The sequence below is a fragment of the Xanthobacter autotrophicus ATCC 700552 genome (assembly GCF_043194565.1).
GTDB lineage: Bacteria > Pseudomonadota > Alphaproteobacteria > Rhizobiales > Xanthobacteraceae > Xanthobacter > Xanthobacter autotrophicus_F.
This window is the reverse complement of the sequence record NZ_JBAFVS010000025.1, coordinates 58,366-73,639: the sequence shown is the minus strand read 5'-3', so window position 1 is coordinate 73,639 and position 15,274 is coordinate 58,366. Positions and strand designations below refer to the sequence as shown.

General features: G+C 67.0%; 16 protein-coding genes. 9 read left to right on the top strand and 7 right to left on the bottom strand.

Translation table 11 applies throughout. From position 1 onward, the window contains the following. The first annotated feature begins 284 nt into the window (after window positions 1–284). Window positions 285–1,058 (top strand): fumarylacetoacetate hydrolase family protein, encoded by a 774-nt coding sequence (locus V5F48_RS20635; protein ID WP_394109701.1) that lies wholly within the window; start codon window positions 285–287, stop codon window positions 1,056–1,058. A gap of 95 nt (window positions 1,059–1,153) precedes the next feature. On the opposite strand, the gene V5F48_RS20630 is transcribed toward V5F48_RS20635, so the two are convergent. The 3 genes from V5F48_RS20630 to V5F48_RS20620 form a co-directional block, all read right to left on the bottom strand. Then, entirely contained in the window at window positions 1,154–1,405 is a 252-nt protein-coding gene (locus V5F48_RS20630) for a GlsB/YeaQ/YmgE family stress response membrane protein (protein WP_394260183.1), read from the bottom strand. A gap of 194 nt (window positions 1,406–1,599) precedes the next feature. Next, the gene (gene ppdK, locus V5F48_RS20625) at window positions 1,600–4,260 is read right to left on the bottom strand and encodes a pyruvate, phosphate dikinase (protein ID WP_394260182.1); all 2,661 of its coding nucleotides are present in this window, start codon (window positions 4,258–4,260) and stop codon (window positions 1,600–1,602) included. Window positions 4,261–4,371: 111 nt separating this feature from the next. After that, window positions 4,372–4,512 carry a DUF3096 domain-containing protein gene (locus V5F48_RS20620; protein WP_394109704.1) on the bottom strand — a complete coding sequence of 47 codons (141 nt, stop codon included), beginning with the start codon at window positions 4,510–4,512 and terminating at the stop codon, window positions 4,372–4,374. 411 nt (window positions 4,513–4,923) lie between these two features. Between V5F48_RS20620 and V5F48_RS20615 the strand changes: the two genes are divergently transcribed. The 6 genes from V5F48_RS20615 (at window position 4,924) to V5F48_RS20590 (ending at window position 9,037) form a co-directional block, all read left to right on the top strand. Next, window positions 4,924–5,736 (top strand): MBL fold metallo-hydrolase, encoded by an 813-nt coding sequence (locus V5F48_RS20615; protein ID WP_394260181.1) that lies wholly within the window; start codon window positions 4,924–4,926, stop codon window positions 5,734–5,736. Between the two features lie 219 nt (window positions 5,737–5,955). After that, window positions 5,956–6,597 carry a lysophospholipid acyltransferase family protein gene (locus tag V5F48_RS20610; RefSeq protein WP_394109740.1) on the top strand — a complete coding sequence of 214 codons (642 nt, stop codon included), beginning with the start codon at window positions 5,956–5,958 and terminating at the stop codon, window positions 6,595–6,597. Next, complete coding sequence (locus tag V5F48_RS20605; RefSeq protein WP_394109706.1) at window positions 6,594–7,544, top strand: phosphatidate cytidylyltransferase; 951 nt, start codon at window positions 6,594–6,596, stop codon at window positions 7,542–7,544. Before V5F48_RS20610 ends, V5F48_RS20605 begins: the two co-directional genes overlap by 4 nt. Next, on the top strand, window positions 7,541–7,936 hold the full coding sequence (locus V5F48_RS20600) for a hypothetical protein (RefSeq protein WP_394260180.1): 396 nt from the start codon (window positions 7,541–7,543) through the stop codon (window positions 7,934–7,936). Before V5F48_RS20605 ends, V5F48_RS20600 begins: the two co-directional genes overlap by 4 nt. Then, window positions 7,933–8,337, top strand: a complete 405-nt coding sequence (locus tag V5F48_RS20595; protein WP_394260179.1) for a hypothetical protein — start codon at window positions 7,933–7,935, stop codon at window positions 8,335–8,337. The genes V5F48_RS20600 and V5F48_RS20595 overlap by 4 nt, the downstream gene beginning before the upstream one ends. Before the next feature lie 31 nt (window positions 8,338–8,368). Further along, complete coding sequence (locus V5F48_RS20590) at window positions 8,369–9,037, top strand: CDP-alcohol phosphatidyltransferase family protein (protein ID WP_394260178.1); 669 nt, start codon at window positions 8,369–8,371, stop codon at window positions 9,035–9,037. 56 nt (window positions 9,038–9,093) lie between these two features. Here the strand turns inward: V5F48_RS20590 and V5F48_RS20585 are convergent, their stop codons facing one another. After that, window positions 9,094–10,029 (bottom strand): GlxA family transcriptional regulator, encoded by a 936-nt coding sequence (locus V5F48_RS20585; RefSeq protein WP_394260185.1) that lies wholly within the window; start codon window positions 10,027–10,029, stop codon window positions 9,094–9,096. Between the two features lie 260 nt (window positions 10,030–10,289). Here V5F48_RS20585 and V5F48_RS20580 point away from each other — a divergent pair, with 260 nt between their 5' ends. Then, window positions 10,290–11,567, top strand: coding sequence for a hypothetical protein (locus V5F48_RS20580; protein WP_394260177.1), 1,278 nt, complete (start codon window positions 10,290–10,292; stop codon window positions 11,565–11,567). A gap of 115 nt (window positions 11,568–11,682) precedes the next feature. Here the strand turns inward: V5F48_RS20580 and V5F48_RS20575 are convergent, their stop codons facing one another. After that, window positions 11,683–12,846 (bottom strand): SbmA/BacA-like family transporter, encoded by a 1,164-nt coding sequence (locus V5F48_RS20575; protein ID WP_394260176.1) that lies wholly within the window; start codon window positions 12,844–12,846, stop codon window positions 11,683–11,685. A gap of 218 nt (window positions 12,847–13,064) precedes the next feature. Then, the gene (locus tag V5F48_RS20570; RefSeq protein WP_394260175.1) at window positions 13,065–13,943 is read right to left on the bottom strand and encodes a LysR substrate-binding domain-containing protein; all 879 of its coding nucleotides are present in this window, start codon (window positions 13,941–13,943) and stop codon (window positions 13,065–13,067) included. Window positions 13,944–14,048: 105 nt separating this feature from the next. Here V5F48_RS20570 and V5F48_RS20565 point away from each other — a divergent pair, with 105 nt between their 5' ends. Next, window positions 14,049–14,486, top strand: a complete 438-nt coding sequence (locus tag V5F48_RS20565; protein ID WP_394260174.1) for a VOC family protein — start codon at window positions 14,049–14,051, stop codon at window positions 14,484–14,486. A 37-nt stretch (window positions 14,487–14,523) separates the two neighbouring features. On the opposite strand, the gene V5F48_RS20560 is transcribed toward V5F48_RS20565, so the two are convergent. Continuing rightward, on the bottom strand, window positions 14,524–15,030 hold the full coding sequence (locus V5F48_RS20560; protein ID WP_394260173.1) for a peptide deformylase: 507 nt from the start codon (window positions 15,028–15,030) through the stop codon (window positions 14,524–14,526). Window positions 15,031–15,274: the final 244 nt, after the last annotated feature.

Genomic DNA, 15,274 nt, shown 5'->3' with positions numbered 1-15,274 from the left:
GAGACTGGGAGCCGGCAGACTCCCTCTCCCGCGTGCGGGGGAGGGCGGGGGAGGGGGCACCCCTTCTCCGCCTTCCAGGCGCTTGGGGCTGAAAACCCACAGCTCCGCCCCCTCCCAACCCTCCCCCGCAAGCGGGAGAGGGCTCATGACGCCGGGCCGTCCACCTCGCGTCCGAAAGGCGGGCTCCCAGCCGCCGGACGTGGATGGCCAGCACGAAGGCCAGCCATTGGCGGCAGTGACGCTCGAAGCCCGTGCATGCCCCAACTCAAATCGAGGAAACACCCATGACCACCTGGCTGCGCTTCAGCGCCAACGGCACCACCGGCTTCGGCACCCTTGAAGGCGAGACCATCTTGGTCCACGACGGCTGCCTGTTCTCTGGTGCCAGCCCCACCGGCGCGCGCATCCCGCTCGCCGAGGTGGCGCTGGAAGCCCCCTGCGCGCCCACCAAGATCGTCGCCCTGTGGAACAATTTCCACCAGCTGGCGGCCAAGCTGAACGTGGCGGAGCCGGCCGAGCCGCTCTACCTGCTGAAGGCGGTGACCTCGGTGGCCGCGCCCGGCGCCACGGTGCGCCGGCCGGCGGCCTATTCCGGCAAGACGGTCTATGAGGGCGAACTGGGCATCGTCATCGGCAAGACCTGCACCAACGTCTCCGAAGAGGAGGCCGCCGCCCATATCTTCGGCTACACGGTGGTCAACGACATCACCGCCGCCGACATCCTCAACCGCGATCCCACCTTCCCCCAGTGGGCGCGGGCCAAGGGCATCGACGGCTACGGGCCGTTCGGCCCCTGGATCGTCACCGATTTTGATCCGATGGCGGCGCATGTGCGCACCATCCTGAACGGGGCGGAGCGGCAGAATTACCCGCTGGCCGACATGATCTTCCCGCCGGCGCGCCTGGTCTCGCTGCTGTCGCAGGACATGACGCTGAACCCCGGCGACCTCATTGCCTGCGGCACCTCCATCGGGGTCGGCGTCATGAAGGAGCCGTCCAACGACATCGCCATCGAGATCGAAGGCATCGGCACCCTGCGCAACACCTTCGTGCAGTGACACCTTCGTGCAGTGACAAGTTCTGCAGTGACATGGCGGCTCCGGCGAACCGGGCGACCGGTGTCCGCCGGAGCCGCGATCAGATCGGCACGGGCCTATCGTCTGATGGCCCGCGCGCCGCCGATGAGGATGCATGCGCCAACCACGCCAGCGATGAGGTAGCCCAGCCAGCCGCCGAAATTCACGCCCAGCAGGCCGAAGAGAAAGCTGGCGATGGCCGCGCCGATGATGCCGAGAAGGATGTTCATGAAGATGCCGGTGTCGCTCTTCATGAAGCTGGATGCGATCCACCCGGCGAAGCCGCCGATGATGATGGCGGCGATCCAGCCGATCTGTGCGTCTTGCATGATGTGCCTCAACCGTTGGCGTCACCGTGAGGGTGACGCAGGCGAAACGGCGTGGGGGGCCGCTGGTTCCGAGGTCGATCACAGGGACGCAAAAAAGCGAAGGCCGCCCGGAGCAATACGCCGGACGGCCTTCAGTTTGCAGTCTCGCCGAAGCCCCATGCGGACGAGCGGGGCTCATCCGGATGGGACAGGTCCTACTTCTTCAGCGCCGCCTGCGCCGCCGCGAGGCGGGCGATCGGCACGCGGAAGGGCGAGCAGGACACGTAGTTGAGCCCCACCTCGTGGCAGAAGGCCACCGAGGCCGGATCACCGCCGTGCTCGCCGCAGATGCCGAGCTTGATGTCCGGACGCGACTTGCGGCCACGCTCGACGCCGATCTTCACCAGCTCGCCCACGCCGTCCACGTCGATGGAGACGAAGGGGTCCACCTCGATGATGCCCTTCTGCACATAGGGGCCGAGGAAGGTGCCCGCGTCGTCGCGGGAGACGCCGAAGGTGGTCTGGGTGAGGTCGTTGGTGCCGAAGGAGAAGAATTCAGCGCCCTTGGCGATCTCCTCCGCGCGCAGGGCGGCGCGGGGCAGCTCGATCATGGTGCCCACCTGGAAGGTGAGCTTTTCGCCGGTCTCCTTCTCCACCGCCTCGGCGGTCTTGCGGATGACGGCGTCCACGATGTCGAACTCGGCCTTGGTGGCGATGAGCGGCACCATGATCTCGGGCACCACCGCCTCGCCGGTCGTCTTGGCGGCGATGATGGCCGCCTCGAAGATGGCGCGGGCCTGCATTTCCGCGATCTCGGGGAAGGCGATGGCGATGCGGCAGCCACGGAAGCCGAGCATCGGGTTGACCTCGTGCAGCTCCTTATTGCGCCGCTCGATGCGCTCCACGTCCACGCCGAGGCTCTTGGCCACCTCCTCGGTTTCCTCCGCGGTGTGCGGCAGGAACTCGTGGAGCGGCGGGTCGAGCAGGCGGATGGTGACCGGCAGGCCCTTCATGATCTCGAACAGCTCGACGAAGTCGTCGCGCTGCATGGGCAGCAGCTTGGCCAGCGCCGTGCGGCGGCCGGCCTCGTCGTCCGCGAGGATCATCTCGCGCACGGCCAGGATGCGGCCGGCATCGAAGAACATGTGCTCGGTGCGGGAAAGGCCGATGCCCTCGGCGCCGAACGAGCGGGCCATGCGGGCATCCGCCGGGGTCTCGGCATTGGCGCGCACCTTCAGCTTGCGCACCTTGTCGGCCCAGCCCATGAGGGTGGCGAACTCGCCCGACAGCTCCGGCTGGAGCATGGCGACCTCGCCGGAAAGCACCTGCCCGGTGCCGCCGTCGATGGTGATGTGGTCGCCCTTCTTGAAGACCTGGCCGTTCACCGTCAGGGTCTGGGCGACCGCGTCGATGCGCAGGGAGCCGGCACCGGAAACGCAGGGCTTGCCCATGCCGCGCGCCACCACGGCGGCGTGGGAGGTCATGCCGCCGCGCGCGGTGAGGATGCCCTGGGCCGCATGCATGCCGTGGATGTCCTCAGGCGAGGTTTCCACGCGCACCAGGATGACCTTGAGGCCCTTTTCCTTGGCCGCTTCCGCCTCGTCGGCGGTGAACACGATGGCGCCCGCCGCCGCGCCGGGGGAGGCCGGCAGGCCGGTGGCGATCACCTTGCGCTCGGCCTTGGGGTCGATGGCCGGGTGCAGCAGCTGGTCGAGGGCGGCGGGATCGACACGGCCAATCGCCTCCTCCTCGGTGATGAGGCCCTCGGCGGCAAGCTCCACGGCGATGCGCAGGGCCGCCTTGGCGGTGCGCTTGCCGGAGCGCGTCTGGAGCATCCAGAGCTTGCCCTTTTCCACCGTGAACTCAAGGTCCTGCATGTCGCGGTAGTGGTTTTCGAGCACGTGGGAGATGCGCTCGAATTCCTTGAAGGCGTCGGGCAGGGCCTGCTCCATGGAGGGCTTGTCCGAGCCGGCAACCTTGCGGGCCCTTTCGGTCAGGTCCTGCGGGGTGCGGATGCCCGCCACCACGTCCTCGCCCTGGGCGTTCACCAGGAACTCGCCATAGAGCGCGTTCTCGCCGGTGGACGGGTTGCGGGTGAAGGCGACGCCGGTGGCTGAGGTCTCGCCCATGTTGCCGAACACCATGGACTGCACGTTCACCGCGGTGCCCCAGCTCTCCGGGATGGTGTGGAGGCGGCGGTAGGTGATGGCGCGGGCATTCATCCACGAGCTGAACACGGCGCCGATGGCGCCCCACAGCTGCTCGTGGGGATCCTGCGGGAAGGGCTTGCCGAGCTCGGCCGCGACCTTCTCCTTGTACTTCACCACCAGGGCCGCCCAGTCGTCGGCGGACAGGTCGGTGTCGAGGGTGTGACCCGCGTGGAGCTTGAAGTGCTCCAGGATCTCCTCGAAGTGGTGATGGCTCACGCCCAGAACCACATCCGAGTACATGGTGATGAAGCGGCGGTAGCTGTCATAGGCGAAGCGCCGGTCGCCGGCGAGCCTGGCCACCGCTTCCACGGTCTCGTCGTTGAGACCGAGGTTCAGCACCGTATCCATCATGCCCGGCATGGAGGCGCGGGCGCCGGAGCGCACCGAGACCAAGAGCGGGTTGGCGGCATCGCCGAACGACTTGCCGGTGAGTTGGCCGACCTGGGCCAGGGCGGCTTCCACGTCGCCCTTCAGCTCGGCCGGGTAGGTCTGGCCGTGTGCGTAATAATAGGTACACACCTCGGTAGGGATGGTGAACCCGGGAGGGACTGGCAAGCCGAGATTGGACATCTCGGCGAGGTTCGCGCCCTTGCCGCCGAGCAGGTTCTTCATGTCGGCTTTGCCCTCGGCCTTCCCGTCGCCGAAGGTGTAGACCCATTTCGTCATGTAGCTGATCCCTGTAGCTGGGATGTGCGGAATGGGCAGATGCTTAGCGTGCAGCGCACAAAGCAGCAACAGGGGCCATCGCCGCAGCCCCCGCCCGCCCGGGGCGGCGCCTCAGTGCCCGAGCAGCCCCGTGAGCCCGATGATGATGAGGTAGATCGCCACCAGAACGTTGAGAAGGCGAGGAAAGGCAAGGATCAGGACGCCTGCGGCCAGGGCGACCCAAGGCTGAATAATGACGAGGTTGAAAGACATTGTGAAATTTCCTCAATGCACATGATTTAGTGTTGTCCCGCGCGAATGCTAGACATGGATCCGTTGTAGCGGAAGCAGTTCGGCGGAGCTTGAAACGAGGAATCAGCGTTTGCATTCAGGACGGAAGGCAAACACCTGCCGGTGACGGTTCGTCTGGACGGGTATGGATTAGACTTTAGTCTATGGTGCAGTGCGGGATCGCTTTTCAGGTTGGCGCTCACGCCCCCGTTACGCGCTGCGCCATTGCGCAGGCGCGGTAACTGGCGAAAATCGAAGGCATCATCGCTCGTCCCACCCGGTTGACGCCTGTCCGCGCGCCGCGTCGGTGCGATCCGCGTGAGGCTCCGAACCGAGTGAGGCTCCATGGACGCCTTTTCCTGTCCCCGGTTGGTTCGGATCAGCTATGCTGCGATGCACAATTCCTGGCGCGCGACCCTGGCCGCTTTCGCCGCCCTGATCCTGATGCCCGGCCTTGCCGCCGCGCAGCCGGAGAAATGTCCCCGCATGGTGGCCGATCGCGCGCCGGTCCGCCTCGCGGCGCTGGACGGCGGCGGGCTCCGGCTTGCGGCGGCGGCGGGTCTCGTCCGGCTGACCTTTCTCGGCCACGGGAGCTTCCTCATCGAGAGCCCGGCCGGCGTGACCATCGTCACCGACTACAACGATTATATCCGCCCGCCCCTGGTGCCACGGGTGGTCACCATGAACCACGCCCACGACACCCACTACACGGAGGTGCCCGAGGCCGGGATCGAATATGTGCTGCGCGGCTGGAGCCCGGCCGGCGGGCCGGCGCGCCACGAGCTGACCCTCGACGACGTGTGGATCCGCAACGTGCCCACCAATATCCGGCGGGGCGCCGGCACCGAATATGACGGCAATTCCATGTTCGTGTTCGAGGTGGCCGGCCTGTGCATCGCCCATCTCGGCCACCTGCACCATCTGCTGACGCCCGCCCACCTGGAGGCGCTGGGACGCATCGACGTGGTGCTGGCGCCGGTGGATGGCTCCTACACCCTCGACATCGAGGGCATGGTGGAGACGCTGAAGGCCATCAACGCCCCCCTTGTCATCCCCATGCATTATTTCAGCGCGTGGGGACTGGAGCGCTTCCTGTCGCGCCTCGGCCGGGAGTGGCAGGTGGAGCACTCCCCCGGCGCCACCGTCATGCTGGCGCGGGAGACCCTGCCGAAGGTGCCGACCCTGCTGGTGCTGCCCGGCCGATAAGGCCAGCGGTCGCATGATCCTTGGGCCGTGGGTCAATTGGGCCGTGGGTCAAGTGGTAGAAGACAAGAGGCCGATGGTATAAATGACGGGTGGGACCTGGTCTTCCCACGCCGTTTCCAAAGGCTCCCGAGATGCCGAGCAGGCAGATGGCACACCAAAGGCGCGCCCGTGGCTGATGTGTCTGCCGGCCCAGCGGAAACGCCGCCGCCCCGCCGACCGATGCCGCATCGCGTCCTCGCCCAGGTGGTCGGTACGGCCGTCCTCCTCTTCGCCCATTTCATCACCGCCGTGCGTGGCAATTGGGACGGCGTGGCGCCGGACGACGAGCAGCGGATTTACTTCGCCAACCACGCCAGCCATGGCGATTTCGTGCTCGTCTGGGCGGTTTTGCCGCCCCGCATGCGACGCAGGACCCGTCCGGTCGCCGGCGCGGATTATTGGCTCACATCCGCGCTCCGACGCTTCATCGGCCGTGATGTCTTCAATGCGGTCCTGATCGAGCGCGACCGCGTGGCGCGGACAAGTGACCCGATCGGGCTGATGGCCCAGGCGCTCGACGACGGCGCCTCGCTCATCCTCTTCCCCGAAGGCACGCGCAACATGACCGACGCCCCGTTGTTGCCCTTCAAGAGCGGGCTCTATCATCTGGCCCGTGCGCGACGCCATGTCAGCCTGGTCCCAACCTGGATCGACAATCTCAACCGCGTCATGCCGAAGGGGGAGTTCGTTCCGATCCCGCTGATCTGCACCGTCACTTTCGGCGCGGCGCTCCACGTGGATGATGGCGAGAGCAAGCAGGCCTTCCTTGATCGCGCCGAAGCGGCGCTCCTGTCGCTGTCCATGAAAGCCGATACCCCGTGACCCTGCCGCCCCTCGACCTCGTCGCCGTCCTTGCCGGCCTCCTCGGCGTTCTGGCCGTCGCTTCCGCCATCGGCTACGGGCTGCAACGGCGCTTGTCCGCCGATGGATCGAACGTGGTCATCGAAAACCTCAACGACCGCATTCGCGCCTGGTGGGTGATGGTCATCCTGATGGGGCTGGCGCTCATGGGCGGCAGGATCGGCGTGACGGTTTTCTTCGCCTTCTGCTCCTTCGCGGCGTTGCGCGAATTCATCACGCTCACGGACACCCGCCAGGGCGATCATTGGGCGCTGGCCCTCGCCTTCTTCGTTGTCCTGCCGGTTCAATACTATCTGATCTGGATCGACTGGTATGGCCTCTATGCCATTTTCATCCCGGTGTACGCCTTCCTGCTGATGCCCATCGTCGCTGCATTGCGCGGCGACACCGACCATTTTCTCGTGCGCATCGCGGAAGTGCAGTGGGCGCTCATGATCTGCGTCTTCTGCACCTCGCATGTGCCGGCGCTGCTCAGCCTCGACATTCCGGGCTTTGCCGGGCGCAACGTGCTGCTCATCGCCTTCCTCGTCATCGTGGTGCAGATCAGCGACGTGCTGCAATATGTCTGGGGCAAGCTGCTCGGCCGGACCAAGATCGCGCCGAAGCTGTCGCCCTCCAAGACCGTCGAGGGCTTCCTCGGCGGCGCGCTGAGCGCCACCGCGATCGGGGCCGGACTTTCGTGGATGACGCCGTTCTCCCCGCTGGAGGCGGCGCTGCTCGCCTTCGTCATCGTCGTGATGGGTTTCTTCGGCGGCCTCGTCATGTCGGCCATCAAGCGCGACCGCGGCGTGAAGGACTGGGGCCATCTCATTGCCGGCCATGGCGGCTTTCTCGACCGCCTCGATTCCGTGCTTTTTTCCGCGCCGATCTTCTTCCACCTGACGCGCTTCTGGTGGTCCGCCACATGAGTGCGCGCGTGGCGCGGCTCGCGCGCAGCAGCGGCGCGCACATGGCCCTCGCCTTCATCGCCATGGGGACCTGGTCGGCCTTCGCCAATCATGCGCATCCGATGCCCGCGCCTCTCATCGCCGCCTTGATCCAGGGCACGATCTCGGCCTGCATCACGCTGGTTCTCAAGGGTATTATCGAGGGGCTCGCCCGCCGCCTTGCCGGATTGGCAGCACTTGTCGTGCCTCCTCTCGTCGCCTTCGCGTTCTCCGCGATCGTGCTTTGGATCTGCCACACCATCGGTGGCACGCCCGAGATCGGCCGGACGATCGCCCTGCCGCTGACCAGTTCGATCTTCTATTCGACGCTCTACAGCTTCGACCTGTGGCGCACCAGGGAGGGGCGCGGATGAAGTGGGCTGTGCTGGTGGTCGGCGTCGTATTTTTCCTGGCCGCTGGCGTCGGCGCCATGGACTGGGCCTTGCTCGGCTTTCCCGATGGCCATCTCACGGCCTTCGAGCGCGAAACCCAGGGGTTGCGCGGCGCGGCCATCGTGGCAAACCTTGGCCTCGGCCTGCTGGCATGCGCATGGGCGGCGGGCTGGGCGGCGGGCTGGGCGGCGGGCTGGATCCCGCCCGCCACCCAGCCCGCCACCTTCGGCGTGCTGATCCTTGGCGCGCTGATTCTGGCGGCGGGGTTGCTCATCGTGGTGGTTCCGGGCGCGCTGCTGCCCCATTGCCCTCGGCTCAGCTCCTGCGTCCTGATCTACAAAGTCATCACCGGTCATCCCCCCGATCACGGGGTCGGCGGCTGATCGATCCGCAGTCTCAGGAAACGCCGCTGCCATGACCATGGATGATGATCGCCGTCCCCTCGCCAGCCGCAATACGGGCTGGGCGCGGTCCCTCGCACGCATGCTGACCGCCACCGGGGTCACGCCGAACCAGATCTCCATGGCGAGCATGGTCATGGCGGCTGTTGCCGGCCTCGCATTCTGGCGTGCCGGTGCAGCCGACGGCGGGCTGCGCATCCTGCTCCTGCTCGCGGCGGCGCTGTTCTGCCAGCTTCGCCTGCTCTGCAATCTCTTCGATGGCATGGTCGCCATCGAAGGCGGCAAGCAATCGCCCGATGGCGCCTTCTGGAATGAGTTTCCCGACCGCGTGGCAGACATGGCCATCCTGGTCGGTGCCGGATACGGCATCGGCGCCCCCGACCTCGGCTGGGCGGCGACGGCTCTTGCGGTTCTGACCGCCTATACGCGTGAACTGGGCCGGGCCTGCGGCCAGCCCGCCGACTTTTGCGGACCGATGGCCAAGCAGCATCGCATGGCGACCATGACCGCCGCGGCCATCCTTTCCCTCCCTGAGCCGCTGTGGAACGGCCACAACGAGGTCCTGACAGTCGCGCTCTGGGGGATCGCCATCGGTTCTGCCCTCACGGCCCTGCGCCGGGCGAGGCGGCTGGTCGTGGCGTTGCGGTCGGCGCCGGGCAGCGAACGGCAGGGCATGCACTGATCATCGGCTGTGCGCCAGAGCCCGCCTGCTCAGCGGGCGCCGCGCGGCCCCCGGCATCAGTGCTCGCGGATGCGACGGAAGCGCTGCCGGTATTGAAGCGGGGAGATGCCGGTGGCGCGCTTGAACAGGCGGCGAAAGGCGGCGGCCTCCCCATAGCCGACCTCTCCGGCGATCGCGTCAATGGGCATATCGGTCGTTTCGAGGACCTGCTTGGCCTCCTCCACCCGGAGCGATTGCACGTAGTCCAGCGGCGCGTAGCCGGTCGCAGTCTGAAAACGACGCTTGAAGGTGCGCTGCGCCAGCCCGGAGGCGCGGGTCATCCCGGTCACCGGATTGGGTGTCGCATAATTGTTGGCCACCCAGACCTGCGCGGCCGCCACCGCAGCGTCGTCATGCTGCGGGGGACGCACGCGCGCGGAAAAGGGAAGTTGGCCGTCACTCCTGTCGCCGAACAGGAAGATCTTGGCGGTGCGCCGGGCTTCCTCCTCGCCGCAGAAGCGGGCGACGAGGTAGAGGGCGAGATCGGTCCATGACGCCGAGGCGCCGGCGGTCACCAGACGATGCTCCGCGCCGGCGCAGACCAGCACCCGCTCGGGACGCAGGTGGATAAGGGGATATCGGCTGCGGATCTGGTCGACGGCGGCCCAGTGGCAGGTGGCCTCCTCGCCGTCCAGAAGCCCGGCCTCTGCCAGCATGAGTGAGCCGGTGCAGACCGAACAGATGAGCGCACCCTGCGCGTGCTGCAGACGCAGCCACTCGACCGCTGCCGGCCATCGGCCGCGGGTGTCTTCCTCCCGGCCGATCGCCAGATCGCCGACGATCACGATATCGGCGCGCTTCGCCTCGGCGAAGGTCAGGTCAGGCGCCACCGGCAGGCCCGCCACATTCCGGAACGGCATGCGGTCCTCGGCCACGATCCGCGGCTGGAAGCGCCGGGAGACGGCGGGCCAGCCCGTCAGCAATTCCCAGCCGGACCCGACATACACGAACACCTCGCACAAGCCGTTCAGGACGCCGGTGGAGATTTCGGGCACGGCCAGAAGGCACACGGAGACACGGGCGGGGGCAAAAGGCGCGCTCATGGCGTCATGAGTGGCACATTCGGCCCGTTTTCGTCGAGTCTGCATCTGACGGCACCAGGCCGGAACGTGGGATCTGTTGGGCCACGGGGCGCCGTGCGGCGCCGCCACGGCACGCCATTTTCCGGCATCGGCATAGCCGCTTCCGGCGCTTCCACAGTCAAGGACAGATCATGCTCGACACACTTTCCTCGCCCCATCGCGGCCTCGTGCAGGCCGCAACCTTTCCGCTGATCGATGCCATTCGCGGGCGGCGCTCCCGCCGCTTCGCCAAGGGCGCCGCGATCCCGGACGGGCCGCTGGCCTTCACGTCGCGCCACGCAGCCAAGCCGCTCGATCCGCAGGAACAGATGCTGCTGATCTCGACCGTCGCCGGCAACACCGGGTGGGCGAACCTTTTCTCCCATCATCCGGCCTATGGCGCGAAGCTGCCGAACTACACGACGGCGGCGGGCGGGCGCAGCTTTCCCTCGTCGGCGGGGTTCAACACCTCCGAATTCTTCTTCACCGACGACAGCGGGGTCTACTTCCTGCCGACACGGGACCTGACGCCGGACAGCCGGCACGACGAGACAGATATGGACGACTGGCTCGATCTCCATCGCGCCCGCGCCGTGAAGCTTGCCGACGGGCGACTGCGCATCCCGGCCGAGATGCCGCACATGGAGGGGCACAACACGTGGTGCGCCAACGTGCCGGGCTCGACGCTGATCATTCCGGTGGCCGATCTGGCCCAGCACGTGATCCTGCTTTTGCTCTATCTCGTGCAGAACGGCACCGGCATTTACGACGACGTGAACGCCCGACCCATTCCCGGACTGGAGCGCCATACGCACCGCCTCAACCTGGAGGTGGCCTACCCCATGTCCTTCCTCGAACAGACGGCGCTCACCGACGTCTCGGTCGAAATGGGCACGGCCTGCTATGCCGGGGCGCTCATGCTCCAGGCGCTGGGCCTTGGCGGCTGGATGTTCACCGGGCTCAACCCCTTCACGGTTCTGGGGGCCAGCGGCGACCCGACGGTGCCGGGCCTCGGCTTCCGCTTCAGGATGTTGGACGGCAATCCGCTGCCGTATTTCACCGGCCTGCCGGGGGTGTTCGAGGCCCATGTTCCCCCGCATCACGCCGACATGCGGGCGGCGGTGGAAGCCGTGGTCCGGCGCAAGTTCGGCAATGGCGGCCCCTTCGATCCGACCATCGGCGGACCCTACAAGGAGACCGCAGCGGTGCGATCGAGTGCGGCGCCCATTGACGCCGAGGCGATCGAGATCACCACGACCATGGCGGACTATGTGTTCCGGACTTTCGGGCGTTTCCCGGCCACGGTGCCGGCGGTGTTTCTCAACACCTACCTGCAGGCGCACCGCCTCGACACCGAGTTCTATGACACGCATTTCGGGCCCGGTGCTTACCTGTCCAGCCATGCGGAGCACGATCGCCTCTGGAAGTGATGCCACGGGCGGCCGCCGGATCATCATGCACTGTGAGTCCGACGGCCGATGAGCTTGTCTCAACGGCCGTCGGTACAGCCGGTGCGGCGCCCGGGCGACACTCTGTCGTCACAGATCAAAGGCTTGGACCGTCGGTATAGTCCGGCGCAAGGTGATTGACTTCAGCCTTGAGCGTGCTGCGGATTTCGGTCGCGGATCGGTCCAATGTGTCGACCATATCCAGCGCGAGCAGGAGGGATGCGACCCGGTTGGCAGACGACCTCCACTCCGCAAGGCGGGCGTAACTGTCGGTGATCCAGTTGAACGCCCCCTGCACGATGGTGAATGCCGCGGCCGCCTGAACGACTTCGCCGAGGCTCATCAGCCCGACCAGATATTTCGGCATGCAAAGCAGCAATGCGATCACTGGCGTCAGCAGCAGATTGGTCTGCGAAACCAGCGTCATCCGCATCAGTTGCCCGCACAGCCCGCGCCATTGGGCAATCACCTTCGCCAAGGCGGGGCCAATGACCTGTCGTCCGTCCGTCCTTGCATCCGGCGGCGCAGATCCTTCTCCGCTCTCGCGCAAATGCGCCCCGATCGCCCGCAGATCGGCTTCGGCGCGTTTGCTTTCCGCTAACACGCGCATCAGGTGCCGGCCGATGAACATCATCGCGGCCGTAACCAGCGCGGAGTAGGCGACAACCGCGAGCACAAGATATCCGGGGATGGAGACGCGCTGCCCGAAGAACGGGACGACGAAGGAGCCGCCGACGCTCCAGAGAACGCCGATGAAGGTGATCGCGTTGAGGACAGACGAAAGCAGGCCGACCACGAGGTCCACGGGCACGTCGGTTGCGACCTTCGCATCCTCGGCGATCCGATACTCGGGTGTTTGATGCTCCCCCAGCATGAACCTCAGCCGGCGATAGCGACCGCCTCCCAGCCAAAAGCCATAGAGGTGGCTGCTGAGCCATTCGCGCCATTCGCGCTGCGTGGTCATGCGCGCCCAGACCGAGAAGATGACAAGCGAGATGCTGGCGGCGGCAATCGGCACGAAAAGCATCGCCTGCCTCCACAATTCAGTCCCATCCTTTCGCCCGATGGCATTGAAGAAATCGCGGTTCCAGAAATTCAGCCGATATTGGGCCCACAACTGCAGGAAGACCGTGATCACCATCACGGCCACGAGAAACCAGGCCCGCCAGGCGGAGCGGCCGCGCCAGAACCCCGAGGCGCTTTCCCAGAAGCGAGAGAGAAGGCGCCGTTGATCTGGGGGAAGGTACGGATCGAGAGACATCAGAACCATCCAGGAACATGCCAGATCGACACCGCCGCCGCCACGCATCGCCCGCGGCAGCCTCACCCGCGGGTGCGTCACGGGTCAAGAGGTCGCCAGGGGAAGGGACCCCCCCTCAAACGTGCGGACCGAGCGCGCATGCGCCGCGCACCAGCGTCCTGTTCCCTGCGCCCTGTTCCTTGCGCCCAAGTCTATTTGCGCCCTTGTTCCGTTGCCGGTCACGCCCTGGTCGCGCCGGCGCGGTTGCTGTCCTCCACGAGGGCGATCAGGTCCTGGCGGATGGACAGGGTGCGGCTGTAGAGACCGATGGTGCGCGTCGGCTGGGGCGGCGGCAACGGCAGGGTCAGCACGTTTGCCCCCTCAAGGCGCGGCCCGGTCCAGTCCGGGATGATCGCCACGCCGAGGCCGGCGGAGACCATGGCCACGATGCCGTCCAGGGCATCCAGTTCGATCCGCTCGCGCACCGCGATTCCGGCGGTGCGCAGAAAGCGGTCGACGATCCTGCCGCCCCAGTTGCGCCGGTCGTAGCGGATGAAGGTCTCGCTGGCCAGGAGCGAGAGCGGGTCGCGCCCGGCGCAGGCGGGGGGCGCGATGAGCACCAGTGGCTCCACCGCCCACGGGCTGAAGCGCTCGCCCTTGCGCAGAGGTGCGGGCGGCTCGACCACGATGGCGGCATCGAGCGAGCCGTCCAGCACCCGCTCGCACAGGTCGAGGGAGGTTCCCGGCTCGATCATCACGTCCAGGTCGGGATGAAGCCGGGTGAGCGCACACAGCAGCGGCGGCAGAATCCCGGTGCTGGCGGTGGCGATGGTGCCGAGCCGCAGCTCGCCGGTGATCCCGCCATGGTCGCTTGCGCGCCGCTGGAGGTCGGTGGCCTGGTCGACCATGGCGCGCAGGCCGGGCAGCAGCCGTGCCGCCGCCGCGGTCGGCGCGATGCTGCGACCGGCCCGGCCGATGAGGGGCGTGCCCAGTTCGCCCTCAAGGGTCTTGATCCGCAGCGCCACCGCTCCCGCAGTCAGGCCGAGCCGGCGCGCGGCGGCGGCGATCGAGCGCTCCTCGATGACGGCGATGGCGGTCCTGACGAACTCGGTGTCCATCGGCGGTTTTCAAAGCCACATATTTTCTGATGCCTAAAGTCAGGTTACAGCAGCTTTTATCCACTATCCACCTGTCCTACGAAGCGCCGCACAGGAGATTGCCCCATGTCGCTCGGTTCCACCTCGCTTCGCCCCTTCCACCTCGCCTTCCCCGTCCACGATCTCGCCGCCGCCCGCGCCTTCTATGGCGAACGGCTGGGTTGCCCCGAGGGGCGCAGCTCCGAGGAATGGATCGATTTCGACTTCTACGGCCACCAGATCGTGGCCCATGTGGTGCCGGGCATGGCCGAGGCCGACCGGGGCGGCAATGCGGTGGACGGCCATCACGTCCCGGTGCCGCACTTCGGCGTGGTGCTGAAAATGGCCGATTGGCAGGCCCTCGCCGACCGGCTGATGGCGGCGGGCACCCACTTCGATATCGAGCCCTATGTCCGCTTCAAGGGCCAGCCCGGGGAGCAGGCCACCATGTTCTTTCGCGACCCGAGCGGCAACGCTATCGAGATCAAGGCGTTCGAGGACCTCGGCCAGCTTTTCGCCAAATGAGGCGCGAAGCCTGAGAGGGGAGGGGTGCGGCGCAGGCTCAGCCGCGCGGCGCGCCCCGGACTTTCTCATGGCGCTTGATCACCCGCTCCCGCTTCAGGCGCGAGAGCCGCTGGACCCAGAACACGCCGTCGAGCTGGTCGATCTCGTGCTGGTGGCAGACGGCGCGCAGGCCGTCGGCCTCCTCAAGCTGTTCGGCCCCGCTCAGGTCCTGGTAGCGCACACGGACGCGCGCCGGCCGCTCCACCTCCTCCGACACGCCGGGCATGGACACGCTGCCCTCCGCATGCCGGATCAGGTCGGTGGAGGCCCAGACGATCTTCGGATTGATGTAGGCGCGCACGCCGTCCTCGGCCGAAAGCTCCAGCACCACCACCCGCTTCGCGATGCCGATGTGGGGTGCGGTGATGCCGATCCCCGGCGCCGCACGCAGGGTGTCCAGCAGATCGGCGACGAGATGTTCCAGCGCCTCGTCAAAGACGGTTACGGGTTCGGCCACGCTGCGCAGGCGCGCATCCGGGAATGCGATGATCTGCCGTGCCGTCACGATCCCGGTGCCTCCTTGCGCAAACGCCTTGTCCCAGTGCGACCGGCCCCTGTCCAGTGGGGCCGGCGAGCGGCTGGGTCCTCGCCCACGGTGATGGGCCAAGCGCATCGGCTGCGGGGCCGGGTCTCGGTTCGCAATGAACTGCGCGCTCTCCTGCGTGCGAGACCTCTGCGAACGTTACCCAGGGGAGGTGCGAGACGCCGGTTCCCCCTCTCCCCTTGCGGGAGAGGGCCGGGGTGAGGGG